A 24,079-nucleotide genomic window follows, 5' to 3' on the forward strand; every position below is an offset into this window, starting at 1 on the left:
ACGACCATGAGGAGCCACCTGTGGCCGAGCAGTCCCGCCTCGACAAAGTCATCGCCCTCGCCCGTCACCGCGGGTTCGTCTTCCAGGCGGGGGAGATCTACGGCGGTTCGCGCTCCGCGTGGGACTACGGTCCCCTCGGCACCGAGCTCAAGGAGAACATCCGCCGTCAGTGGTGGCAGACGTTCGTCCGCGGCCGCGGCGACATGGTGGGCCTCGATTCGTCGATCATCCTGCCCAAGCGCGTCTGGGAGGCCTCCGGCCACGTCGCGACCTTCACCGACCCCCTGGTCGAGTGCCTGCAGTGCCACAAGCGCTTCCGGGAGGACACCCTCATCGAGGACTTCGAGGCGCGCAAGGGCCGCAAGGCCGAGAACGGGCTCGGCGACGTCCCGTGCCCGAACTGCGGCACGAAGGGTCAGTACACCGAGCCCAAGTCGTTCTCGGGTCTCGTGAAGACCTACCTCGGCGTCGTCGACGACGAGACCGGCCTGTACTTCCTGCGCCCCGAGACCGCGCAGGGCATCTTCGTGAACTTCTCGAACGTGCTCACCGCGAGCCGCAAGAAGCCGCCGTTCGGAATCGGCCAGGTCGGCAAGGCGTTCCGCAACGAGATCACGCCGGGCAACTTCATCTTCCGCACGCGCGAGTTCGAGCAGATGGAGATCGAGTTCTTCACGCCGCCCGCCGAGGCGCAGCAGTGGTTCGAGCACTGGGTCGAGGCGTGCTGGAACTGGTTCATCGAGCTGGGCATCGACGCCGACAACATGCGGCGCTTCGACGTTCCCGAGGACGACCGCGCCCACTACTCCGCCGGCACGATCGACGTCGAGTACCGCTTCGGATTCCCGGGCAAGGAGTGGGGCGAGCTCATGGGCGTCGCGAACCGCACCGACTACGACCTGGGCAGCCACTCCGAGGCATCCGGTCAGTCGCTGACCTACTTCGACCAGGCATCCGGCGAGAAGTACACGCCGTACGTGATCGAGCCCTCGTTCGGCCTGACGCGCGCGATGATGGCGTTCCTCGTCGACGCCTACGACGAGGAAGAGGTGCCGAACGCGAAGGGCGGCGTCGACACCCGCACCGTGCTGCGCCTCGACCCGCGCCTGGCTCCCGTGAAGGTGGCCGTGCTGCCGCTCAGCCGCAACGAGCGCCTATCGCCGCTGGCGCGCGAGGTCGCCGACGCGCTCCGCGGCCGCGGCTGGAACATCGACTTCGACGACGCCGGCGCGATCGGGCGCCGCTATCGCCGTCAGGACGAGGTCGGCACGCCGTTCTGCGTCACCGTCGACTTCGACTCGCTCGACGACCGCGCCGTCACGGTCCGCGACCGCGACTCGATGGCACAGGAGCGCATCGCGCTCGATGCGCTCGAGGGCTATCTCGCCGAGCGCCTGCGCGGCGCCTGACGCACCGTCGGGCGGAGAACGACGCGAACCTCGGAGCCATCCTGCGATGGACTCCGAGGTTCGCGCGTTTCTCCGACGTTCGCGCCTGAGGGCGGGCTCGCGGGTCAGCGGGTGCGGCGGCGCCGCAGCGCCAGGAACAGTCCGCCCGCGGTGAGCAGCACCGCCGCGGCGAGCGCCGCGCCCCACGGCAGTTCGCCGCCCGTCGCGCTGAGGCTGCCGCCCCCGCCGGACGTGCCGCCGCCCGCGCCGCTGCCGCCCGTGGCGCCGCTCACGACCGTCACGGCAACGCGGATGTCGTCGAACCCGGGCGATGTGATGACGAGGGTGTGCTCTCCGACCTCGAGGTCGCGGGGGATGGCGACGGCGAAGCGCACCCCGCCCGACGCATCGGCCGCGGGGATGCCGCTGACGACGATCGGATCGCTGTAGAGCGTGGCGCCGATCTGCTGCTGCGGCTCGAGGCCCGAGACCCGTACGGGCAGCGATCCGCCCTGCGCCACGCGGCCGTCGCCGATGTCGACCGTCGCCCACGCGTCGGGTTCGCCGGGCTCGCCGGGCTCGCCCGGTTCTCCGGGCAGGGTCACCGACTCGACGAGGTGCACGACGCCCCACCGCGAGGTGGTCTGGTAGCCGGTGCCGGTCGGCTCGGCCCACGTGTGCACGGCGAAGCGCGAGCCGCCGCGGGCGTCGTTGACCTGCGCGTCGAAGCCCTGGAAGGTGCCCGCGCCACCGAGCGGAACGTCGCTCTGTCCGCCCGACTGACCGACGAGGTCGATGGCCGCCTCGACGATGTACCCGTTCGCGGTGCGCGCGGTCGCGCTCTCGAGCAGCCGGGACCGCTGGAGCGCCTCGTTGCCCGTGCCGAAGGTGACGTCGCCGTCGACGGTGATGCGGATCTGCGTGTCGTTGGGGCCGTACGCCCCGCTCTTGGTGTTGCCGAGATCGAGGAAGATCTCGACGCCGTCGCGGTTCCAGGGGTCGCTGTTCGACGTGTCGATCTCGGGGTCGACGACCTCGAACAGCGTGTACAGCACGTTGTCGCGCCAGAGCGTGCGGACCGTCGCCTTCGCCCCGGCGGCGTCGCCCTCGACGCGCTTGGCGGTCTCGATCCGCGGGGCGGCGGCCCACGCGTCGTCCACGACCGCGTCGACCGTGATCCCGTCAGCGCGGGGGATCTCGAGGTACGACAGCTCCTCGTAGAAGGTCAGCTGACCCGTCGCCCCGGCCGAGTTCCATGATCCCGCGAGCCCGTCGGCACCGAAGACGCGGACGTCGAACGCGGCTGTCGCGCCCACGGCGGGGGCTTCGTGCGGCAGCCGGACGACGGAGTAGAACGCGCCCTCGGCCTCGACGGTCCGTCCTGCGAGGTCGCCGCCGGCGCCGAAGACGGCCTGCCCGTCGCCGTAGGTGAACTCGATCCGCTCGGGGCGCACGTTCGAGCGGACCAGCACCGTGAGATGGTCGTCGCTCCAGCGCGTCTGGAAGCCGCCCGCGTCGCCGGTGAGCGGATGCTCTGGCAGGTTGCGCCACGCGGGGGAGTCGACGATCGCCCCGTCGAGGTCGACGTCGCCGCGGAACACATCCGCGGTCGTCACGAGCGGCGGCAGCCCGTCGTCCTGGCCGATCGCGCCGAAGAACGCCGACTTCGCGCTCAGGTCGCCCGCGAACAGCAGCGGTGCCTGCTCCGAGCGCCACGAGCGGGCATCGGTGAGCCCCCAGACGGTGACCGAGTACAGGCCCTCGGATGCCGGCGCTCCGGCGTGGTAGTCGCGGAACACGTCGAACGCGTCGCGGTAGTAGTACCCCTGGCGCGCGAGGTTCGCGGCGGTGGCGGGATTGACCGTGACATCGAGCTCGGTGACGGCCTGCATGAGGCCGAGACCGGCGAACCGGTCGAGCGTGCTCTCGAGAGCGCTGACGGGGGTGTTGATCGAGACGTGGAACTGGTGGCCCACCCCGTCGAGCGGCGTCCCGGCATCCAGCATCCGGCGGATGAGGGCCTCGTACTGCGTGCCCTTGGCGTCCTGCTCGGTGTTGTAGTCGTTGATGAACAGCTTCACCGGCCGGTCCGAGCCCGGGGCGGCGTAGTCGACGTTGAACGCCTGGTCGGCGAGCCGGAAGGCGAGGTGGATGAACTCCTCGCCGAGGACGTCGTGCCACCGGCTGGTCCGCAGGCCGTCGGGCGTCACCTGGTCGGAGATGACCTCGTTGACGACGTCCCACGCGACAAGGGGGTTCGTCTCGGATCCGAAGAGGCCGTAGTCGTCGGCGATCGAACGGGCGACATCGTCGATGTGGGTCGCGAGCCGGTCGCGCAGCAGCTGCTTGTCGGCCTCCGAGTCGGTGAGCTCGCGCCCCGACGCATCCTGGAAGAACCAGTCCGGGGTCTGGGCGTGCCACAGCAGCACGTGCCCGTAGAGGCGCAGGTCGCTCGCGGCGGCGTAGTCCAGCAGCGCGGTGGCCTGCGGGTGGCGCTGGAACTGCTGCTGGTCGTCGTACCAGGCCTCGACCTTCATGTGGTTCTCGGGCGTGATCTGGTCGAAGTGGTGCCGGAGCAGGTCGGATGCCGCACCGCCGGTCTCGCGCTGATCGATCGCGACGCCGACGGGGAAGTCGGTCGTGTTCTTCAGCGGCGTGAGATCGAGGTCGCCCTCGCCGGCCTCGGGCACCGTGACCCGGACCTGATCGACGAGGAACGGCGAGGTGTTGCCGGAGTTGTAGCGGGCCTCGATGTAGAGCTCGGCTGCGGCGTCGTATCCGGGGATGGTGATGTTGCCGGCGACGGTCGTCCATCCGGCCGCCGAGACGCTCTCGGCCTGCAGGAGGTTGGTGTAGGTGACCGTACCGCCGTCGTCGGTGCGCATCGAGACGGTGAGGCCCTGGCCGGGGTCTGTGCCGGGGGCGAAGCGCATCGCCGCCGAGAACGCGTGGGTCTGTCCCGCGAGCAGCGTGTCGGCGACATCCAGGAGGATGCCGTCGCCTTCGTGCGTCCGGTCGGTGACGAGAGCCGCGTGCGACGACTCGTCGGCTCCGCCCGGCACGGCCTGGACGGTCGGTCCGGCGCCGCTCGACCCGACCCGCGGCTGCCAGGCGCCGAGGGAACCGTCGTCGAACGTGCTCTCGATCAGGACGGTGCCGGGGGCTTGGGGACCGGTTCCGGGTTCCGTGCCCGGACCGCCGTCCGTCGCCGTGACGGTGACGTCGTCGATGAGGTAGGTGTACGCGGCAGCGCCGGTGATGTCAGCCGTGCCGAGGTAGAGCCGGACGCTCTCCGTCGTCGCCGGCGACGTCCACGTCCCGGTGACGGTCGTCCAGTCGTCGGCGGAGATAGTCGTGTTGCCGATCCAGGTGTATCCCGGGACCCCGACCCAGCGCGCCTGGGTGTCGGGCGTGCCCGGGGCGAGCCGGACGCGGGCGCTGACCGTGTAGGTCGTCTCGGGCTCGAGGACCCCCGGCGCGGTCTGGACGCCGACGTAGTCCGCGTCGCGATCCTGCACGACGAGGGCTCCGTCGGCGTAGCCGAGGGTCGAGTCGCCACCGCCGCTCTGCGTCAGCCCGTCACCGAGCGATGGAGTCGAGAAGTCGTTGGCGATGACGGGGGCGGCGGCGGTGGGGGCTGCGGCGGCTCCCGTCGCGGCGAGCAGCGGTGCGGCGAGGGCCGCGGTCGCCGCGACTGCCAGTATTCGGGGTCGACGAATTCGCATGGTTCGAGCGCTCCTTTGCGCAGACCGGGGGAACGGATTGTCGACTACTCAAACATATCCGCCGTGTTCCGCCAGCCTTTTCGAAAACCCCCGGTGATCAGGAGCTCGCAGCCTCCTTCGCAGCGGCTTTCGCCGCGCGCTTGTACTCGCGCACCTTCGTCAGCGACTCGGGCGAGACGATGTCGGCCACCGAGCGGAACGAGCCCTCGTCACCGTAGGAGCCCGCCGCCTCGCGCCAACCGGCGCCCGTGAAGCCGTACTGCTTGCCCAGCAGCGCCAGGAAGATCTTCGCCTTCTGCTCACCGAACCCCGGCAGCGCCTTGAGCCGCTTCAGAACGGTGGGGCCGTCCGGGTCGCCGGAGGTCCAGATCGCCGACGCGTCGCCGCCCCAGTCGTCCACGATCGTCTGGCACAGCGTCTGCACGCGGCCGGCCATCGACCCGGGGAACCGGTGCACGGCGGGCGTCTGGCGGAAGACCTCGACGAACTCCTCGGGGTCGTAGCCCGCGATCGTCGCCGCGTCGACCGAGCCCGCGCGCTCGCGGATCTTCAGCGGCCCCGTGAACGCCGTCTCCATGGCGATCTGCTGGTCGAGCAGCATCCCGATCAGCAGCGCGAGCGGGTTCTCGGTCAGCAGCTGATCGGCGGCGGCGTCGTCGGTGATGTGCAGGCTCATGCTCTCCATGTTCTCATCGGCGAGACGGCAGGATGGGGGGATGACGGATCTCGTGACCCACGCCCACGACACCCGCGTCGTCGTGGTCGGCGGGGGAATGGCGGGCATCGTCGCGGCTCTCGAGTGCGCGCGGCTCGGCCTGCGGGTCACCATGATCGAGGCCGGCCCGCACCTCGGCGGCTCGCTCGATCGCGCGACGCTGGGCGACCTGACGGTGGATGCCGCGGCCGACGGCCTCCCGGCGTCGGCGAAGACCCTCGCGACGCTGATCGACGAGGTCGGGCTGGCCGGTGACCTCGAGACCGCCCGCGACGACGAGCTCTGGCTCGGCGCCGGTCCGGCCGGGCCCGCGCCGGCACCCGCCGAGACCGTGCTCGGCATCCCCGCCAATCCGTGGGCCGAGGACGTGCGGCGGCACATCGAGACGCGCGGTGCCTGGAGGGCCTATCTCGACCGTGTGCGCCCGCCCCTGACCGTCGGGCGGCGCCGCAGCCTCGGCGAGCTCGTGTCGTCGCGCATGGGCGAGCGTGTGCGCGACCGCCTCGTGGCGCCGTACGTGCTCGCCGTCCACGGCGTCGCGCCCGAGTACATCGACGTCGACGCCGCCGCCCCGTCGCTCAACCCCGCGCTCACGCGGACCGGCTCGCTCAGCGGCGCGGTCGCGCAGACCCTGCGCCCCGGTTCACCCCGGCGCCGGGCTCCGCGCGGCGGGCTGTTCCGCCTGATCGATGCGCTCGACGCACGCCTGCGGGACTACGCCGTCGACATCCGCACCGGAACGGCCGTGACGGAGATCCGTCGGGAGCGCGACACGTGGCTCGTGCGTGCCGAAGGCGTCGAAGAGCCGGTACCCGCCGATCTCCTCGTCGTCGCGGCAGACGAAGACACCGCCCGCCGATTGCTGTCCCCGCACGTCGAGCTTCCCGCGAGCGCCGAGCCGCGCCCGCAGCCGCTGGACGTCGTGCTTCTGCGCATCGCGGGAGTCGCCCTGCCCGATCGCGGGTCGCTCATCGTCGGCCCGGGGGCCGCGCCGGTCGCCGTGCGTCCGATCTCGCGGACGTGGCCCTGGATCGGCGAAGCGCTGGCCGAGGGCGAGCACATCCTCCGGGTGACGGTTCCGTACACCGGCGCGCCCGACGCGGATGTCGTCGAGACCGCCCGCGCCGCGGCATCCGAGCTGTGCGGAGCGGCGATCCCGGCGGACGCCGTCCGAGTCTCGGCGCGCCTCACCTACTCGCGCGCGGCACCGGCGTCGCTGCTCGGTCACGACGAGGCGGTCCACAGCATCCGTGCCCGCGCACGCTCGGTGCCGGGGCTCGCGCTCGTGGGCGGGTGGCTGGCGGGCAACAGCCTGGAGCGGGTCGCCGCCGACGCGATCGCCGAGGCCGACGCGGCGCGCCACGCGGTGCTGTGGCGCGGGGTCGATCCGGCATGATAGTCGGCCCCGCTCGGTTACGGGAGTGGATACCTGAGGCGGCATACGGCGATAGCCTGGGACCACGCAGCAACGTCGAACGTGAGGAGACCCCATGAGGGGCAAGATTGGCATCGCCGTCGGACTCGCCGCGGGCTACGTGCTCGGGGCACGCGCCGGGCGTCAGCGCTACGAGCAGATCAAAGACAAGGCCCAGCAGGTCTGGGAGCTCGATCCCGTGCAGAAGCAGGTGGGTAAGGTCACCGAGCTCGGCAAGTCCGCCGCCCTCGCCGTCCCCAGCGTCGTCTGGGACAGCGCGAAGAAGGTCGTCAAGGCCGCGAGCAAGAGCGGCACTCCCGGTGAGAAGCTCGACGCGGCCGTCTCCGAGGGCGAGAAGGCCGCCGGTGACGTGCGCAAGGCCGCCGAGCGCGACGCGCGCAAGGTCGCCGACGCGAGCGCCGTGGCGGACAGCTGAGATGAGCACGCCCCGCGGATTCCGCGACCGCGCCGACGACAGCCTGTTCACCCTGATCGGCGAGATCCCCGAGCTGGTCCGCAACCTCGTCGTCGCCGAGATCGACTCGGCGAAGGCCTGGGCGAAGAAGACGGGCAAGGATGCCGGCCTCGGCGGCGTCTGGTTCATCGTCGCGCTGTTCTTCCTCTTCTGGACGATCCCCGCGATCGGCGCCTTCGCGATCATCGGACTGTCGTCGTGGCTGCCCGCCTGGGCGGCGTCGCTCATCGTCATCGGGATCCTCCTCGTGGTCGCCGCCGTGTTCGCGGTGCTGGGGCTCCTGCGCTTCAAGCGCTTGAGCTCGCGCCAGAACCCCGCCCAGGCGATCTCCACCGACGCCAAGATCGTGAAGGAAGTGGCCGATGAGTTCTGAGCTCCCCGACACCGCCGTACCGCTGGGTATCACCGATCCGGTCGAGAAGGCGCGCGCCGAGCTGAAGGCCGCGCTCGCCGCGATCGAGCACAGGGCGAACCTCCCCAAGCGCGCCGTCATCGCGACCGACCGCGCCAGCCGTGAGGCGCGCGCATACGCGCAGCGCAACCCGGCCGGCGCCACCGCGGCCGCGGTGGGCGTCGCCGTCGCGGTGGGGGCCGTGGTCTGGGGCATCGCCCGACTGATCGCGCGCTGACCCCGTCGGGTCCGCCCATCGGGCGGGAGGCTATCCGTTCTCGGCCAACCGAGTCCGGATCGATACCTCCCGCCGCCGCCTCGCGTCCGCAGCGGAGTATGCTCGGACAACGAGGCAGCGGCGATGGAGCGGATGCTGCCGATGTTGCGCATTCGGGCTTGCACCGCCCGGAGAAGGAACGTGCGTCGGCCGCTCTTCCGGGGGCGGTCGCGCCTCACGAGAGCCACCATATGCATGTCGAGCCCGGCCCCGCAGAGCCGCAGAAGCCCCTCCGGGGGTGGCGTGTGCTCGTGCCGCGCGGAGGCCCCTGGGGAGACCAGGTCGCGGCTCTCCTGCGTTCGCACGGTGCCACGCCGGTCATCGCGCCGCTCGTCAACTTCGCGCCCACGACGGATGTCGCCGATCTCGAGGGGGCGCTCGCCGAGCTCGCGGCGGGGGCTTTCGACTGGATCACTCTGACGAGCGCGACGACCGTCGACGTCCTCTACGCCTACCGGGCGGAGATCCCGGCGCACACGCGCGTCGCCGCGGTCGGCGAGACCACGGCCGCCGCGCTGACCGCCGTGGGCTACCGCGTCGATCTCGTGCCGGACGAAGACGATTCTGCGGCGGGCCTGGCCGAGCAGATCCTCGCCATCGAGCCCGAGCCCACGCGCGTCCTCGCGCTGCGCAGCGAGGTCGCCAAACCGGTCCTGACCCGGATGCTCGTCGAAGCGGGCCACGACGTCCGCAGCGTCGTGGCGTACCGGACCGTCGGCGTCCCGGTGACCGAGCGCATCGCCGCCGATGTCGCGAGCGGGCGCATCAACGCCGTGCTCGTGACGAGCGGCTCCGTCGCCGAGCAGGTCAGCGAGCAGTTCCCCGACCTCCCCGCCTCGACCCTGATCGCGGCGATCGGCCCCCGCACGGCGCGCGACGCACGCAAGCTCGGTCTCGCCGTCGATGTGGTCGCGGCCGAGACGACGATCTCGTCGCTCATCGACGCGATCGCGCGCCAGCCGGCGCCGGCATCCGACGCCCCCGCGCCGTGACGTGATCGCGGTCGCGATCGTTGCCGGTCTGTGAGCATTTCGTGAGCGTCCGACTGGCAGACTGAGATGCATGGTGACGCTTCTGCTCGACTCCGCTCAGCTCGAAGTCGTGCTGTCGGTGACCGAGCGCGCAGCGGCATTCCGTCAGCGGAATGTCCTGGTGTCACGGGAGAACATCGCGCGCGTGCAGCTGACGGATGACGCCTGGTCGTGGCTGCGCGGGGTGCCGCGTCCGGGGCTCCTGGTGCCCGCGGTCATCGCGGCGGGTTCCTTCGAGTCGGCCGGTGGCACCGATTTCGTGCTCGTCCGGCGTCGCCGGCCGTCGGTCGTGGTCGATCTCGAGGGCGACCACGAGTTCCAGCGGCTGATCCTGACGACGCGGCACGGGGTCGCGCTCGTGCGTGCCCTGCGCCTCGAGGTCGAGGACGAGCCCGCAGACGTCGCGGATCTGGTCGATCAGGCGACGTCGCGCCGCCACGACACGGCGTAGCCGATCACGGCGAACACGACCGCGTAGGCCGCGAGCACGAGCCCGCCCGCCCACCATTCCAGCGGCTGGCCGGCGCTGCCGCCCATGGCGGCGTAGATGCTGTCGCCCGCGAGCGCATCCGAGGCGGCGCCCGGGAGGAAGCGCACGACGTCGGCCAGCCCGTCGACCATGCTCGCCCCCACGCGGGCGATCGGCTCGACGAACTGGGTGAAGGCGAGGATTCCGACGACGGCGGCGATCTGGTTGCGGATCAGGGTGCCGAGCGCGATGCCCACGAGCACCCAGAGCACGAGGGCGAGCAGCATCCGTCCGAGGAACGCCCAGGTCTCGGGACGGCCGAGCTGCGGGTCGACGCCGAACAGGGCCAGCATCCCGCCGCCCGCGGCGACCGTCGACCCGACCGCGGCGACGCCGAAGACGAGGCCCATGACGATGCCGGCGATCATCTTGGCCGCCAGCGCGACGCCGCGCCGGGGCGTGGCCAGGAAGGTCGGCGTCAGGGTCTTGTGGCGGTACTCGCCGGTCACGAGCAGCGAGCCCACCACGAGCGGGAAGACGTATCCCATCGCGGTCGCGAGTCCGTAGATGAGGCTCGGCAGTCGCTCACCGAGCCCGGTCGGCAACGATGTGGTGCCGGGAAGGGAACCGTTCTCGCCGGCCGCGAAGACAGCGGCCATGCCGCCGGCCGTTCCGCCGATGTACAGGACGAGGACGATCAGGAGCACCCACCAGACCGAGGTGGAGAACTGCTTCGTCAACTCCGATCGGGTCGCGTTCACGAGGTTCATCGCGTCTCCTCCCCGGTCGCGGCCGACGGGTGGACGCGCGCGCCGCTCACCAGTTCGAGGAAGACCTCCTCGAACGCCGGCCCCTTGCGTTGCAGCGCGGTCAGGGCGATGCCGGCGTCGGCGGCGATGCGTCCGACCGTCGGGGCGTCGGCCCCGCGCACGGCGAGGCCGGTACGACGTTCGTCGCTCTCGAAGCCGGCGGCCGAGATGGCGCGGCGGAGCGCTTCACGGTCCTCGGCGTCGACGACGGTCGCGATCTCGTCCTGCGGCACGACGTGCTCGATGCCGCCCTGGTAGACGAGACGCCCGCGCGTGATGATCATGAGCGAGTCGACGGACTGCTGCACCTCGGCGAGCAGGTGCGACGAGACCAGCACGGTGCGGCCCTCGGCCGCGAGGTCGCGGAGGAATCGGCGGATCCAGCGGATGCCCTCGGGGTCGAGTCCGTTCGTCGGCTCGTCGAGGACCAGGACGCCCGGGTCGCCGAGCAGGGCGTAGGCGAGGCCGAGGCGCTGCCGCATCCCGAGCGAGAACCCGCCCACCTTCCGCCCGGCGACGTCGCCGAGACCGACGATGCCGAGGGTGTCGTCGACGCGCGCGGCGGGGATCCCGGCGGCGTGAGCGTAGACCCGCAGGTGCGCCGCGGCGGAGCGGCCGGGGTGGAAGCTCGAGGACTCGAGGACGGCGCCGACGGTCTGCAGCGGGTGCTTCAGATCGCGGTAGCGCTGGCCGCCGATCGTGGCGGAGCCCGACGTCGGGGCGATGAGCCCCAGGAGCATGCGCAGCGTCGTGGTCTTGCCGGCGCCGTTGGGTCCGAGGAAGCCGGTGACCGCGCCGGGTTCGACCCGCGCCGTGAGACCGTCGACCGCCGCGACGGGGCCGAAACGTTTGGCCACGTCGCTGAACTCCAGCACCTGTCCGTCCGCCATCGCGCCCCCTCTCGCCGGGTGGTTCGGCTCCCATCCTGCCCGACACGCCGCGTTCACCGCGAACTCCGGGCGGTAGCGTGGCGAGGGTGACCGACGCCGCAGCATCCGATTCGCGTGTCCGGGCCCGTGTCGATCGTGCGCTCGGACACCTCACGCTCGACCGCCCGCGAGCCATCAACGCCCTCGACCTCGGCATGATCGAGAGCCTCGCCGCCGCGCTCGACGAGTGGGAGCACGACCCGGGTGTCGATGCCGTGCTGCTCGATGGCGCAGGCGAGCGCGGGCTGTGCGCCGGCGGCGACGTCCGCGGACTCTACGACCAGATCGTCGCGGGCGATGTGGCTGAGACGGCCCACTTCTTCCGTGCCGAGTATGCGCTCAACGCGCGGATCGCCTCGTATCCGAAGCCCGTCGTCGTCTTCGCCGACGGCGTCACGATGGGAGGCGGCATCGGGCTCGCCGGCCACGCGGCGGTGCGCGTGGTGACCGAGCGGTCGCGCCTCGCGATGCCCGAAGTCCGCATCGGGTTCACCCCCGACGTCGGCGGCAGCCTGCTGCTCGCCCGCGCGCCGGGACGCGTGGGTGAGTACCTCGCGCTGACCGGCGAATCGATGGATGCCGCCGACGCGATCTACGCCGGGTTCGCCGATCACCTCGTCCCGTCCGAGCGGCTCGACGATCTGCGCGACGCCCTCGTCAGCCGCGCCGACCCGCAGACCGCGACCGAGCTCGTCCTCCTGTTCGACGAGACCGCCGGGCCCGCTCGCCTCGAGGCCGCCCGGCCCTGGATCGACGACGCCTTCGCCGCCGACTCCGTCGCCGAGATCATCGACCGGTTGCGAGAGCGCCCCGAGCCGGACGCGCGAGCGACGGCCGAGCTGCTCGCGACCCTGCCGCCGACCGCTCTCGCCGTGACGCTCGCGGCCGTCCGCGCGGCGCGCGAGCGGAACGAGCTCCGAAACGTCCTGGCGCAGGAGTACGGTCTCGTGCTCTGGTTCGCCACGACGCAGCCCGACCTCGTCGAAGGCATTCGCGCCCGGCTCGTCGACAAGGACGGGACGCCGTCGTGGTCGCCGGCATCCCGTGCCGATCTCGCCCCGGATGTCGTGGCGCAGGCGTTCGCGTTCGAGCCGGCACCCGCCCTCTGGACTGACTGAGGTAATAGTCTCGGGATGCTGTGCTTCCGCGCCGTCCCGGGGCTGCGCCGCACGAGGGAGGGTTCGTGTTCGACAGTCCGCTGTCCGCGTCGGCATACGACGTGCTCGGGGTCGCGCCCGACGTCGACGACGAGGAGCTTCGCCGCGCCTACCGCCTCCGGCTGCGGCAGACGCACCCCGACACCGGCGGCGATGCCGTGAAGTTCGTGCAGGTGCAGCGCGCGTGGGATCTCGTCGGCACGGCCGCCGCCCGCGCCGCGTACGACCGCGGTCACGGTTTCGCCGACGCGCCGACGTTCTCGCCCGATGCCCCGACGTGGCGGCCGCCGCAGCGCCCCGCCGACACGCGCCCGCGGGCGCGGTCGTTCGGTCAGCCGGGCGGCTGGCGTCGCGAGCGCTACTTGACCCTCATCCGGGAGTGGGTCGGACGTGGCGCACCGGTCGAGGACCCCTACGACCCCGCCCTCGTCCGCACCGCGCCTCACGAGATCAGGCGGTTGCTGGCCGATGCGCTCGCCGAGGAGGCGACCGCCCGGGTCGTCGCAGACCTCGGTATGGGCTACACCGTCTGGCACGACGTCGCCGCCGATCCGCGGGATCCCGAGGCGAAGCTCGACCACGTCGTGCTCGGGCCCTCGGGGCTCTACGCCGTCCTGTCCGAGGACTTCGGCACCCCCGTGCGCACCCGGCGGGGCGAGTTGATCGGCGAGTGCGTCGACTCGCCGATCGCGACGCTCGTGCACCGGACGCGCGCGCTCAGCCGCGCGGCTCGGGTGAAGTTCAGCGGCGCGATCGTCGTCCTCCCCGACGACGACGTCGTGCAGGCCCTCGAGGAGCTCGGACGCGTGCGCGGGCTCGCCATCGCCGTGGTCGGCCGCTCCGCGCTCGCCACCGTGCTGCGCCGGGGCGTCGCCGGTGCGCGCGAGATCGGCGGCAACGAGCTGTTCGACGTCCGCACCCGCCTGCAGCAGACGGTGCGCTTCGTGTGATGTTGCGAGAATCGCTGCGCGCGGCTTACGACACGGTCGCTGCCGCCTACGCAGCCCTGTTGCCGGACGCGTCGTTCGAAGCCCCGGCGGATCTCGCGGTGCTCGAGCGCTTCCTCGCCCAGCTACCGCACGCCGCGCGCGTGCTCGATGCCGGGTGCGGGTCGGGGCGGATGCTGCGAGAGATGCGCGACCGCCGCCCGGACCTGCGTCTCGTGGGCGTCGACCTCTCGCCCCGGATGATCGAGGAGGCTCGGGCGGACTGTTCGTTCGCCGATCTGTACCTGGCGGACCTCGCGGAACTTCCGCTGGCTGACGGATCTGTCGCCGGGGTGCTCGCCTGGTATTCCGTGATCCACGCGAACGCCGACGAGCTCGCCGCAATCGCCGACGAGACCGCGCGCGTCACGACGGCCGGCGGACTCGTCCTCCTCGGGTTTCAGAGCGGCAGGGGAACGCGGCGAATCGAGCGTGCCTACGGTCACGACGTCGCCCTGGATGCAGTCCTGCACGATCCGCAGGATGTCGCGGCGGAGCTCGTCGCTCACGGATTCACTGTGCTCGAAGCGTTCGAGCGGTCGGCACGGGATGGAGAGCGCCATGCGCAGGGGTTTGTGCTCGCGCGTCGCGAGGTCAGTCCGCGAGGCCCCACAGCTGCAGCGGGTGGCTGAGGCGCCACCAGACGTCCGGGTCGGGGATGTCCGAGGTCAGGCGCAGGGTCGTCGTCGCCGAGCCCAGCGGGCCGGTGAGCGTCAGCTCGCCCGCGGTGTCGCCGGCGTCGCGCGAATCGCCGAGCTCGACGTTCGCGGCGGCCTGAGACGACTGCGTGTTCCAGAGCGCGACACGGACGTCGGACTCGGTGACGATCTCGGCGGTCGCGCCCCACGCGGTGGTCGCGGTGCCCGCGACGGTTCCCGCGGGAAGGGCCGGTGAGGCCGCGATCTCGCTGATCGTGCGATCGAGCAGCGCGGCCGTCGCGGAGTGACGGGTCTCGTCGTCGGGCTGATCGAGGGCGGTCGCGTACACGCGGACGTTGACACCGTCGACGTCGGTGTCCTTCGCGGCGACGAGGTTGTACGAACCGAACAGGCTGCCCGTCTTGACGCCGACGACCGCGGGGTCGGCGAGCAGGGCGTTGGTGTTCTCCACGAACCCGGCGCCCGGCAGCTCGACCGAGCGCTGCGCGACGATGCCCGAGATGACGGGGTTCGACATCGCGGTCTCCGCGAGGGCGATGACGGATGCCGGTGACGCCGTGTTCTCCGGATCGATACCGCTCGAATCGACGACGGTGACACCGCCCAGCTCGTGCGCCTGCAACCAAGCGTTCGCCGCCTCGACGTAGGCGTCCTCGTCGGGCCAGAGCTCGGACACGAGGCGGTCGGCGTAGTTGTTCGCCGAGCCGATCAGCACGCCCTGCAGCAGCTGGTACTGCGTGAGGACGCCGTCGACCGGGACGTCGAGCGCCGACTGGTCGTCGGCGAGGTAGGCGCGGTACTCCCGGCGGTCGGCGGAGGTGAACGCGAACTCCGGGCCCTGCTCGCCGTCGGCGAGCGGCATCCGGTCGAGCACGACGAGGGCGGTGACGAGTTTCGTGATGCTCGCGATCGACTCCGGCTCGCCGGATGATGCCGACACTGCTGCGAACCCGCCGACGGCCGTGGCCCCGGCGCCCTCGGCCGGCCACGCGGGCTGCGCGACGGGAGCGGCCGGCGCCGAGAGGGCGGCCGGCAGGATGGCGGGCGCGACGGCGTCCAGGGGCCACAGCAGCGTCGCCGCCGTGTATCCGCCCACGGTGAGCACGGCGATTCCCAGCGTCGAGAGCACGGCCGGTGCGGCCGAGCGTCGCGGCGGCTCGGTGAGCAGCTCGGCGTGCGCGAGCGTGTACGGGCCCGCCGAGGCGGCGGCGTCGCGACGGCCGTTCCCGCTGGCGACGGCGTCGTCGTCGAGCCACGCGAGGGCGACGCGCGGGGCGGGAGAGGTCACCCGCCCAACGTACAACGCGCGTGCGCCGATATACTTCATCGACAACCACGGGAGTCCGGTGAGCCGGGCTGAGAGGAAGCGATCCACGCTTCGACCGTCGAACCTGATCCGGATCATGCCGGCGCAGGGAGGAGAGAGAGAATGCACGCTGCTGCGTCCACCACCGAGTCCGATCGTCGCACCGGGCGCACGCCCGGCCGCTTCCGCTGGCGCGTCGTCGACATCGTCATCGCGAGCGTCATCGGCGTCGCCTGCGCCGCGGTGTTCCTGCTGTGGAACGTCGCCTACCAGGGGCCGTCCGCCGCGCTGACGCCGTTGCTCCCGGGCCTGCAGGGGCTGCTCGCAGGGCCCTGGCTCATCGCCGGAGTTCTCGGTGGCCTCATCATCCGCAAGCCCGGCGCGGCGCTCTACGCCGAGCTCCTCGCAGCGGTGATCTCGGCGCTCGTCGGCAACCAGTGGGGTCCGCTCACGATCGTCTCCGGCCTCGTGCAGGGACTCGGCGCCGAACTGATCTTCCTCGTCTTCCTCTACGCGTCGTGGCGTCTTCCGGTCGCGCTCCTCGCGGGTGCCGGGGCGGGCCTCGCGGGCGGCATCAACGACCGTGTCCTCTGGTACCCCGGTGCCGACACCCTGTTCACGTCGGTCTACATCGCCTCGACGACGATCTCGGGCGCGGTCATCGCCGGCCTCGGCGGGTGGCTCATCACCCGTGCCCTGGCACGGACGGGTGCCCTCAGCAGGTTCGCGGCCGGGCGCGAAGCCACCGCCCGCGTCTGACGGTGGGCGAGGACGCCGGCGCGGCGCGGCCCGCGACGCTCGAAGCCCGCGGCTGGGGGTGGCGCTATGCCACACGTCGCGCGTGGGCCGCGCGCGAGATGACGTTCCGGATCGACGCCGGCGAGCGGGTGCTGCTGCTCGGAGCATCGGGATCGGGCAAGTCGACGCTGCTGCAGGGCCTCGCCGGTGTGCTCGGGGGAGCGGACGAGGGCGAACAGGAGGGTGCGCTCCTCGTCGACGGTCAACCGGCGGCGGACGCCCGGGGCCGCGTGGGGCTGGTCCTCCAAGACCCCGACAGTCAGACGATCCTCGCGCGGGTGGGCGACGACGTCGCCTTCGGATGCGAGAACCTCGCCGTGCCGCGCGACGAGATCTGGCGCCGCGTGCGCGCTGCTCTGGATGCCGTCGGGCTCGACGTCCCGCTCGACCGGTCGACCGCCGCGCTGTCGGGAGGGCAGAAGCAGCGCCTCGCGCTCGCGGGCGTCGTCGCGATGCAGCCGGGCGCGGTGCTGCTCGACGAGCCCACGGCGAACCTCGATCCGGCCGGTGTGATCGATGTGCGGGACGCCGTCGCCCGCGCGCTCGACGCCACGGGGGCCACCCTCGTCGTGATCGAGCATCGGATCGACGCGTGGCTCCCGCTCGTCGACCGGGTCATCGTCCTCGCACCCGGCGGCGGCGTCGTCGCGGACGGCGACCCGCGGACGGTGCTGACCGAACGGGGCGCGGAGCTGGCGGCCGCGGGGGTGTGGGTGCCCGGCATCCGTCCGGTCCTCCCGCCGCGGCCGGCGACCTCGCCCGGTGACGCGCTGCTGTCGGCCGACCGCCTCGTCGTCGGGCGCACGGTTGGCGTGCCGGTCGCGGGCCCCCTCGACCTCGACCTGCGCGCCGGTGAGGTGCTCGGCGTCGTGGGGCCCAACGGCGCCGGCAAGTCGACCCTCGGGCTCACGCTCGCGGGGCTGCTCCCCGGGCAGGGCGGCGCCGTGCGCGCGGCGGACGAGCTCGCGGCGGGCGCGGCTCTCGTCCGCCGCTCTCGGCGACGCGACCGCGCGGACCCCGCGGACCCCGCGGCGTGGACCTCGACGGCGCTGCTGACGCGGATCGGCACCGTGTTGCAAGAGCCGGAGCACCAGATTTTGCGCTCGTCGGTCCGCGACGAGCTCGAGGTCGGGCCGCGCGCTCTCGGGCTCGAGGACGCCGAGATCGCGGCGCGCGTCGACGAGCTGCTCGAGCGGCTCCGGCTCGCCGCGCTCGCCGGGGCCAACCCGTACACGCTGTCGGGCGGCGAGAAGCGCCGTCTCACCGTCGCCGCGATGCTGGCGGCGCGTCCCCGGGTGGTGGTCCTCGACGAGCCGACCTACGGTCAGGATGCGCGCACCTGGTCTGAGCTGGTCGCGATCATCGCCGCCCTCCGCGACGGAATCGACGATCGCGGCCCGCGCGGGGTCGTCGCGATCACGCACGACGACGCCGTGCTCGACGCCCTCTCGGCACGCCGGTTCGCGCTGGCGGCGTCCGCGGGAGTCGGCGCATGACGGCCGTCGCGCAGCCCGCGGCCGTCCGTCGCGGGGTCGCGGCGCTCAACCCCGTGGCGAAGCTGCTGGCTGCGCTCCTCATCGCGCTGCCCCTGGTCATCACGATCGACCCGGTCTCGGCCGGCGTGGCTCTGCTCCTCGAGCTGCCGCTCCTGCTCGCATCGGGCGTCGGCTGGCGCCGATTCTGGATGCGGACGCTGCCGCTGTGGATCGCCGCACCCGCGGCCGCGGTCACGATCTCGCTCTACGGGGAACGGAGCGGAGCCGAGGTCTTCGCCTGGGCGTTCGTCCACGTCAGCGAAGGATCTCTCGCGCTCGGACTCGCGGCCGCGCTCCGCGTCCTGGCGATCGGGCTGCCGGCCGTCGTGCTGTTCATCACGGTCGACCCGACCGACCTCGCCGACGGGCTGGCCCAGATCCTGCGCCTTCCGGCGCGATTCGTCATCGGGGGACTCGCGGGGATGCGGATGCTCGGCCTGCTCGCGGAGGACTGGCGCGCCCTCGCACTCGCGCGACGGGCGCGCGGGGTGGCCGACGCCGGACGGCTGCGGCGCGCTCTGGGGATGGCGTTCGCGCTGCTCGTGCTCGCCATCCGGCGCGGTTCCGCCCTCGCGACGGCGATGGAGGCGCGGGCCTTCGGTGCGCCCGCGCGCCGCACGTGGGCGCGGGAGTCGCGGCTCGCGGCATCCGATGTCGCGGTCATGGCGGGCGGGCTCGTGATCTCGGTCACGGCGGTCGCGGTGTCGGTCGCGGTGGGCGCGTTCCACCCGATCTTCGGGCCGTCCTGAGATCGGCCCGTCCTGAGATGGGGCGTCAGGCCGCTCCGACCGTCGTCTCCGCCAGCCGCCGAGCGAGCGCCTCCTCCACGACGAGCTCGGTGATCAGTCCCGCCGCGAGCGCGCCGCGCAGCGCGTCGAGCTTGGTGAGGCTCGACACCGCGCACAGGCGACGGGGGATGCGGCGGATCGCTTCGAGCGACGGGCCGCTCGAGCGGGCGTTGAGCTCGATGCCGGTCGCCGAGCCGTCGATGCGGTAGAACACCGTCGCGCAGTCGCCGACGACGCCGTCGCGCAGCAGCGAGCGCAGGTCCTCGCCGGTGAGGTAGCCGCCGGCGTAGACGTGCGACGGGACGTCGGCGTGAGGCGAGCCGAGCCCGAAGACGAACACCTGAACGCGCGACTGCGCGTCGAGGACGCGCCGGATCGACCGTTCGCGCCACAGCAGCTGCTTGGTCAGCGGGTCGTCGAACAGCGCGGGCACCGGGAACTGCTGCACGTCGGTGCCGAACGCCTGCCCGAACCGCTCGAGGATCGCGCCGGAGTACGAGATCCCCGACGTCGACTCGTTGGCCGCGCCGTTCATCTGGACGATCTGCGAGTCGTGCAGCCGCTTGGTCGGTAGATGGCGGGCGATCGCCGACACCGTGGCTCCCCACGCGATGCCGATGCTGGCGTCGGGGTCGAGGGTCGACGACAGGACGTGCGCCGCCGTGCGCGCTGTGCGCTCGAGCCGTTCGGCGTCGTTCGTGCGCGGGGGCGTGCTGACGACGTGAACCGAGATGCCGAAGCGCTCGGACAGGCGCCGGGCCACCACGGAGTTCGCCTCGTGCGGCGAGTGCACCGTGATCTCGACGAGTCCGATGTCGCGAGCGTGAGCGAGCAGGCGCGACACGGACGAGCGCGAGAGCGCCATCTCGGACGCGATCTGATCCATCGTGCGGTCCTGGACGTAGTACAGCTGCGCCGCGCGCAGCGCGTCCCGTGTGCGTGCCTCGGCCTCGGCATCCGCGCTCATCGTCATCCGTCCTGCACATTCGTGCATCGCCGCGGCGCCGGTGCACGTTCGTGCATGACCGTTGCGCATTCGTGCGGTGAACCCCAGTGTAGATCGGGACAGCCGTGGAAAAGGATGCAGTATGACCGAGTCGACGCCGACCACCCGAGCGAACATCCGAGCCCTGCGCGAGCGCCCCCATGCCGAGGTCCTCGTCATCGGCGGAGGCATCAACGGGATCGCGACGTTCCGCGACCTCGCCCTCCAGGGGGTCGACGTGGCCCTCGTCGAGCGCGGCGACTACGTCAGCGGCGCATCGTCCGCGTCGAGCCACATGATCCACGGCGGTGTGCGCTACCTCGAGAACGGCGAGTTCCGTCTCGTGAAGGAGTCGGTGACCGAGCGCAACCGCCTCGTGCGCAACGCGCCCCACTTCGTCAAGCCGTTGCCGACGACGATCCCGATCCACCGCACCTTCTCCGGCATCCTCGCCGCCCCGTTCCGGCTGCTCGTGACGCACGGCCGCGGCAAGCCGCGCGAGCGCGGCGCACTGCTGATCAAGGTCGGTCTGATCATGTACGACACTTTCTCGCGCGACGGGGGATCGGTGCCTCGTCACCGGTTCCGCGGCCGCCGCAGCTCGCGGACGCAGTTCTCCGAGCTCGACGAGCGGTTCCGCTACACCGCGACGTACTACGACGCCTCGATGCACGACCCCGAGCGTCTCGCGCTCGACGTCCTGCGCGACGGCGCACGCGAGGACTCCGCCCGCGCGGCGAACTACGCTCCGGTCGTGGGCGCCGACGGATCGTCGGTGATCATCCGCGACGACGTCACGGGAGAGGAGTTCCCGTTCACGGCCGACGTCGTCGTGAACACCAGCGGGCCCTGGACCGACCTGACCAACACCGCGCTCGGCACTCCCACGCGCTTCATGGGCGGCACGAAGGGGTCGCACATCGTCCTCGACAACACCTCGCTGCTCGAGGCGACCGGCGGCAACGAGATCTTCTTCGAGGCCGCGGACGGCCGCATCGTCCTCATCTACCCGCTCAAGGGCCGGGTCATGGTCGGGACGACCGACATCGACGCCGACCCGAGCCGCCCCACGGTCTGCACCGACGATGAGATCGACTACTTCTTCGATCTGATCGGCCAGGTCTTCCCCGACATCGCCGTCGACCGCTCGCAGATCGTCTACACGTTCTCCGGCATCCGTCCCCTCCCGCGGCACGACGACCTCGCTCCGGGATTCGTCTCCCGTGACTACCGCATCGAGAAGGACCGTCTCGGCGACGTGCCCGTCCTCAGCCTCGTCGGCGGGAAGTGGACGACCTTCCGCGCTCTCGCCGAGCACCTCGCCACCGACGTCCTCGAGCTGATGCGGCGTCCGCGCCGCGTTGCGACCACCGACCTCGCGATCGGCGGCGGCGCCGGGTACCCGCGCAGCGTCGCTCAGCGTCGGCGCTGGATCGAGGCCCACCGCGGTGCGCACTCGGCCGAGTTCGCCGACCGCATGCTCGAGCGCTACGGCACTTACGCGCAGGAGGTGCTCGCCGCGCTCCCGGTCGCTCAGCAGGAGCTCGAGCACGCCCCCGGCTACTCGGTCGAGGAGATCGCCTTCCTCGCCGAGCGCGAAGAGGTGGTCACGCTCATGGACCTGCTGCTGCGCCGCACCTCGATCGCCTTCGTCGGCGGTGTCTCGATGGAGACCCTCTCGGAGGTCGCCGAGGCGGCCGCTCCGGTGCTCGGCTGGGACGCGGAGACCGTCCGCGCTCAGGTCGAGGAGGCCGCGCAGGCTCTCGAACAGGCCCACCGCATCGACGTCCGCACGTCGCGCCTCGCGCCTCTCCCCGCCTGACGCGCTCACAGACCCGGCGAGGCCCGACGCCGGATCACCCTCGGGCCGCCCTCTCGCACGGCGACGCCGCCGCGCGATGATTCTGCAGAAAGGTCGACGCTGACATGCACGACATCAATCTCGGGCTCTACTTCGTGTCGGAGCTCGTGGGAACGGCGATGCTGCTCCTGCTCGGCGGTGGCGTGGTCGCCAACGTCATCCTCGCCAAGTCGAAAGGCCTCGGCGGCGGGACGCTCATGATCAACTGGGGCTGGGGCCTGGCGGTGTTCGCCGGTGTGCTGGTGTCGTCGTACTCCGGCGCCCAGCTGAACCCGGCGGTGTCGATCGGGCTCCTGGTGGGCGGGAAGATCGAGTTCGTCCAGTTCCTCGTCGCGATCGCCGCCCAGTTCGTCGGCGCCTTCCTGGGCGCCGTGCTCTGCTGGCTCGCGTACCACGACCACTTCGACGCCGAGCCCGACCCGGCCAACAAGCTCGGCGTCTTCTCGACGGGCCCCGGCATCCGCGCCTACGGCTGGAACCTCGTCACCGAGATCATCGCGACCTTCGTGCTCGTGTTCGTCATCTTCGGGTTCGCCGATTACGGCGACATCGAGATCGGCACGCCGGGGTCGCTCGGACCCCTCACCGCGGTGCCGGTCGCCCTCCTCGTGGTCGGCATCGGCGCCTCGCTCGGCGGCCCCACCGGCTACGCGATCAACCCCGCCCGTGATCTCGGTCCGCGCATCGCGCACGCCGTGCTGCCCATCAAGGGCAAGAGCTCGAGCGACTGGTCGTACGCGTGGGTTCCCGTCGTCGGACCCCTCATCGGCGGTACGCTCGCGGCACTCGCTGCCGGCGCCCTGCTCGGCCTCGCCTGACCCCCTCCACCGAACCGACAACGCGAAAAGACAAGGACGTCACATCATGACCGACTACATCATCGCCCTCGACCAGGGCACGACCTCGAGCCGCGCGATCATCTTCGACAAGAAGGGCTCGATCATCTCCGTCGGGCAGAAGGAGCATGAGCAGATCATGCCGCGGGCGGGCTGGGTCGAGCACGACCCGATCGAGATCCGCGACAACATGCGCGAGGTCATCGGCATCGCCCTCGGCCGCGCCAACCTCACTCGCCACGACATCGCCGCGATCGGCATCACCAACCAGCGCGAGACCGCCGTCGTCTGGGACAAGAACACCGGCATCCCCGTCTACAACGCCATCGTGTGGCAGGACACGCGGACGCAGCCGATCGTCAACCGGCTCGCCGGTGACGCGGGCGTCGAGCGATACAAGGACATCGTCGGCCTGCCGCTGGCGACCTACTTCTCGGGCACCAAGATCGTCTGGATCCTCGAGAACGTCGAGGGTGCGCGCGAGAAGGCCGAGGCCGGTGACCTCATCTTCGGCACCACCGACACCTGGGTGCTGTGGAACCTCACCGGCGGCCCGTCGGGCGGCATCCACGCGACCGATGTCACCAACGCCTCGCGCACGCTCTTCATGGACCTCGAGACCCTCGAATGGCGCGACGACATCCTCGCCGACTTCGGGGTGCCGCGCTCGATGATGCCCGAGATCCGTTCCTCCAGCGAGGTCTACGGCGAGGCCCGTGAAACGTCGCTGCTGCGCGAGACGCCGGTGGCCGGCATCCTCGGCGATCAGCAGGCGGCGACCTTCGGGCAGGCGGCCTTCGACGCCGGCGAGAGCAAGAACACCTACGGCACCGGCAACTTCCTGATCTTCCAGACCGGAACCGAGATCGTGCGATCCGAGAACGGTCTGCTCACGACGATCGGCTACAAGCTCGGCGACGGCCCCACCCACTACGCGCTCGAGGGATCGATCGCCGTCACGGGGTCGCTCATCCAGTGGCTGCGCGACCAGCTCGGCATCATCTCGACGGCGCCCGAGGTCGAGAAGCTCGCGCTGTCGGTCGAGGACAACGGCGGCGTGTACTTCGTGCCCGCGTTCTCGGGCCTGTACGCGCCGTACTGGCGGCCGGATGCCCGCGGCGCGATCGTCGGGCTCACGCGCTACGCGAACCGCGGGCACCTCTCGCGGGCGGCGCTCGAAGCGACGGCCTTCCAGACGCGCGAAGTGCTGGATGCCGTCAACGCCGACTCCGGCGTGGACCTGGCTGAGCTGAAGGTCGACGGCGGCATGATCGCCAACGACACGCTGATGCAGTTCCAGGCCGACATCCTGGGCGTCCCCGTCGTGCGGCCGGTCGTCGCCGAGACGACCGCGCTCGGCGCCGCCTACGCCGCGGGTCTCGCGGTCGGGTTCTGGAGCGACCTCGACGAGCTGCGGGCCAACTGGCAGGAGGACAAGCGCTGGACGCCGAACGACGACGCCCCGGAGCGGGAGCGCCAGCTGCGGCTGTGGAAGAAGGCCGTGACGAAGTCGATGGACTGGGTCGACGACGACGTCCGGTGACG

General features: G+C 71.7%; 22 protein-coding genes and 1 riboswitch. Of the genes, 16 read left to right on the forward strand and 6 right to left on the reverse strand.

Annotated features, from left to right (window positions below; all coding sequences use genetic code 11):
* The first annotated feature begins 20 nt into the window (after positions 1–20).
* Entirely contained in the window at positions 21–1,409 is a 1,389-nt protein-coding gene (locus CI089_RS08650) for a glycine--tRNA ligase (protein WP_094261083.1), read from the forward strand.
* 104 nt (positions 1,410–1,513) lie between these two features.
* Here CI089_RS08650 and CI089_RS08655 read toward each other — a convergent pair whose 3' ends face one another.
* Together CI089_RS08655 and CI089_RS08660 are read right to left on the reverse strand one after the other, a co-directional pair.
* The gene (locus CI089_RS08655; protein ID WP_094261084.1) at positions 1,514–5,113 is read right to left on the reverse strand and encodes an endo-1,4-beta-xylanase; all 3,600 of its coding nucleotides are present in this window, start codon (positions 5,111–5,113) and stop codon (positions 1,514–1,516) included.
* A 97-nt stretch (positions 5,114–5,210) separates the two neighbouring features.
* Entirely contained in the window at positions 5,211–5,789 is a 579-nt protein-coding gene (locus tag CI089_RS08660; RefSeq protein ID WP_094261085.1) for an HhH-GPD-type base excision DNA repair protein, read from the reverse strand.
* Positions 5,790–5,829: 40 nt separating this feature from the next.
* Here CI089_RS08660 and CI089_RS08665 point away from each other — a divergent pair, with 40 nt between their 5' ends.
* The 6 genes from CI089_RS08665 (at position 5,830) to CI089_RS08690 (ending at position 9,867) form a co-directional block, all read left to right on the forward strand.
* On the forward strand, positions 5,830–7,224 hold the full coding sequence (locus CI089_RS08665; RefSeq protein WP_179223275.1) for a protoporphyrinogen/coproporphyrinogen oxidase: 1,395 nt from the start codon (positions 5,830–5,832) through the stop codon (positions 7,222–7,224).
* 94 nt (positions 7,225–7,318) lie between these two features.
* Complete coding sequence (locus CI089_RS08670; protein ID WP_094261087.1) at positions 7,319–7,678, forward strand: hypothetical protein; 360 nt, start codon at positions 7,319–7,321, stop codon at positions 7,676–7,678.
* A 1-nt stretch (position 7,679) separates the two neighbouring features.
* Positions 7,680–8,090, forward strand: coding sequence for a phage holin family protein (locus CI089_RS08675; RefSeq protein WP_094261088.1), 411 nt, complete (start codon positions 7,680–7,682; stop codon positions 8,088–8,090).
* Entirely contained in the window at positions 8,080–8,346 is a 267-nt protein-coding gene (locus tag CI089_RS08680; RefSeq protein WP_094261089.1) for a hypothetical protein, read from the forward strand. Before CI089_RS08675 ends, CI089_RS08680 begins: the two co-directional genes overlap by 11 nt.
* A 230-nt stretch (positions 8,347–8,576) precedes the next feature.
* Entirely contained in the window at positions 8,577–9,377 is an 801-nt protein-coding gene (locus tag CI089_RS08685; RefSeq protein ID WP_094261090.1) for a uroporphyrinogen-III synthase, read from the forward strand.
* Between the two features lie 70 nt (positions 9,378–9,447).
* Positions 9,448–9,867 carry a hypothetical protein gene (locus CI089_RS08690; RefSeq protein ID WP_094261091.1) on the forward strand — a complete coding sequence of 140 codons (420 nt, stop codon included), beginning with the start codon at positions 9,448–9,450 and terminating at the stop codon, positions 9,865–9,867.
* On the opposite strand, the gene CI089_RS08695 is transcribed toward CI089_RS08690, so the two are convergent.
* Positions 9,834–10,655 (reverse strand): ABC transporter permease subunit, encoded by an 822-nt coding sequence (locus CI089_RS08695; protein ID WP_094261092.1) that lies wholly within the window; start codon positions 10,653–10,655, stop codon positions 9,834–9,836. The genes CI089_RS08690 and CI089_RS08695 overlap by 34 nt on opposite strands.
* Positions 10,652–11,584 (reverse strand): ATP-binding cassette domain-containing protein, encoded by a 933-nt coding sequence (locus CI089_RS08700; protein ID WP_094261093.1) that lies wholly within the window; start codon positions 11,582–11,584, stop codon positions 10,652–10,654. Before CI089_RS08700 ends, CI089_RS08695 begins: the two co-directional genes overlap by 4 nt.
* An 86-nt stretch (positions 11,585–11,670) precedes the next feature.
* On the opposite strand from CI089_RS08700, the gene CI089_RS08705 reads away from it, so the two are divergent.
* The 3 genes from CI089_RS08705 to CI089_RS08715 all read left to right on the forward strand — a co-directional run bounded on the left by CI089_RS08705 (position 11,671) and on the right by CI089_RS08715 (position 14,398).
* The gene (locus tag CI089_RS08705; RefSeq protein ID WP_094261094.1) at positions 11,671–12,741 is read left to right on the forward strand and encodes an enoyl-CoA hydratase/isomerase family protein; all 1,071 of its coding nucleotides are present in this window, start codon (positions 11,671–11,673) and stop codon (positions 12,739–12,741) included.
* 65 nt (positions 12,742–12,806) lie between these two features.
* Positions 12,807–13,730 (forward strand): DnaJ domain-containing protein, encoded by a 924-nt coding sequence (locus CI089_RS08710; protein ID WP_094261095.1) that lies wholly within the window; start codon positions 12,807–12,809, stop codon positions 13,728–13,730.
* Entirely contained in the window at positions 13,730–14,398 is a 669-nt protein-coding gene (locus tag CI089_RS08715) for a class I SAM-dependent DNA methyltransferase (protein ID WP_143738958.1), read from the forward strand. Before CI089_RS08710 ends, CI089_RS08715 begins: the two co-directional genes overlap by 1 nt.
* Here the strand turns inward: CI089_RS08715 and CI089_RS08720 are convergent.
* Positions 14,361–15,713 (reverse strand): D-alanyl-D-alanine carboxypeptidase, encoded by a 1,353-nt coding sequence (locus CI089_RS08720; protein ID WP_179223276.1) that lies wholly within the window; start codon positions 15,711–15,713, stop codon positions 14,361–14,363. The two genes, CI089_RS08715 and CI089_RS08720, sit on opposite strands and share 38 nt — an antisense overlap.
* A 37-nt stretch (positions 15,714–15,750) precedes the next feature.
* Positions 15,751–15,860, forward strand: a riboswitch (TPP riboswitch).
* Between CI089_RS08720 and CI089_RS08725 the strand changes: the two genes are divergently transcribed.
* The 3 genes from CI089_RS08725 (at position 15,855) to CI089_RS08735 (ending at position 18,813) form a co-directional block, all read left to right on the forward strand.
* Positions 15,855–16,490 (forward strand): ECF transporter S component, encoded by a 636-nt coding sequence (locus tag CI089_RS08725; RefSeq protein WP_094261098.1) that lies wholly within the window; start codon positions 15,855–15,857, stop codon positions 16,488–16,490. It overlaps the preceding riboswitch by 6 nt.
* 2 nt (positions 16,491–16,492) lie before the next feature.
* A complete protein-coding gene (locus CI089_RS08730; protein ID WP_441338597.1) occupies positions 16,493–18,025 on the forward strand; it encodes an ABC transporter ATP-binding protein in 1,533 nt (510 codons plus the stop codon).
* Positions 18,022–18,813 carry an energy-coupling factor transporter transmembrane component T family protein gene (locus CI089_RS08735; protein ID WP_094261099.1) on the forward strand — a complete coding sequence of 264 codons (792 nt, stop codon included), beginning with the start codon at positions 18,022–18,024 and terminating at the stop codon, positions 18,811–18,813. Before CI089_RS08730 ends, CI089_RS08735 begins: the two co-directional genes overlap by 4 nt.
* A 25-nt stretch (positions 18,814–18,838) precedes the next feature.
* Here the strand turns inward: CI089_RS08735 and CI089_RS08740 are convergent, their stop codons facing one another.
* Positions 18,839–19,819 carry a sugar-binding transcriptional regulator gene (locus CI089_RS08740; protein ID WP_094261323.1) on the reverse strand — a complete coding sequence of 327 codons (981 nt, stop codon included), beginning with the start codon at positions 19,817–19,819 and terminating at the stop codon, positions 18,839–18,841.
* Between the two features lie 121 nt (positions 19,820–19,940).
* Between CI089_RS08740 and CI089_RS08745 the strand changes: the two genes are divergently transcribed.
* The 3 genes from CI089_RS08745 to glpK all read left to right on the forward strand — a co-directional run bounded on the left by CI089_RS08745 (position 19,941) and on the right by glpK (position 24,077).
* A complete protein-coding gene (locus CI089_RS08745; protein ID WP_094261100.1) occupies positions 19,941–21,659 on the forward strand; it encodes a glycerol-3-phosphate dehydrogenase/oxidase in 1,719 nt (572 codons plus the stop codon).
* 104 nt (positions 21,660–21,763) lie between these two features.
* Positions 21,764–22,516, forward strand: a complete 753-nt coding sequence (locus CI089_RS08750) for an MIP/aquaporin family protein (RefSeq protein ID WP_094261101.1) — start codon at positions 21,764–21,766, stop codon at positions 22,514–22,516.
* Between the two features lie 46 nt (positions 22,517–22,562).
* Positions 22,563–24,077, forward strand: a complete 1,515-nt coding sequence (gene glpK, locus CI089_RS08755; RefSeq protein WP_094261102.1) for a glycerol kinase GlpK — start codon at positions 22,563–22,565, stop codon at positions 24,075–24,077.
* Positions 24,078–24,079 lie beyond the last annotated feature (2 nt).

The sequence above is a fragment of the Microbacterium sp. Yaish 1 genome, from assembly GCF_002245215.1.
In the GTDB taxonomy this organism is placed as follows: domain Bacteria; phylum Actinomycetota; class Actinomycetes; order Actinomycetales; family Microbacteriaceae; genus Microbacterium.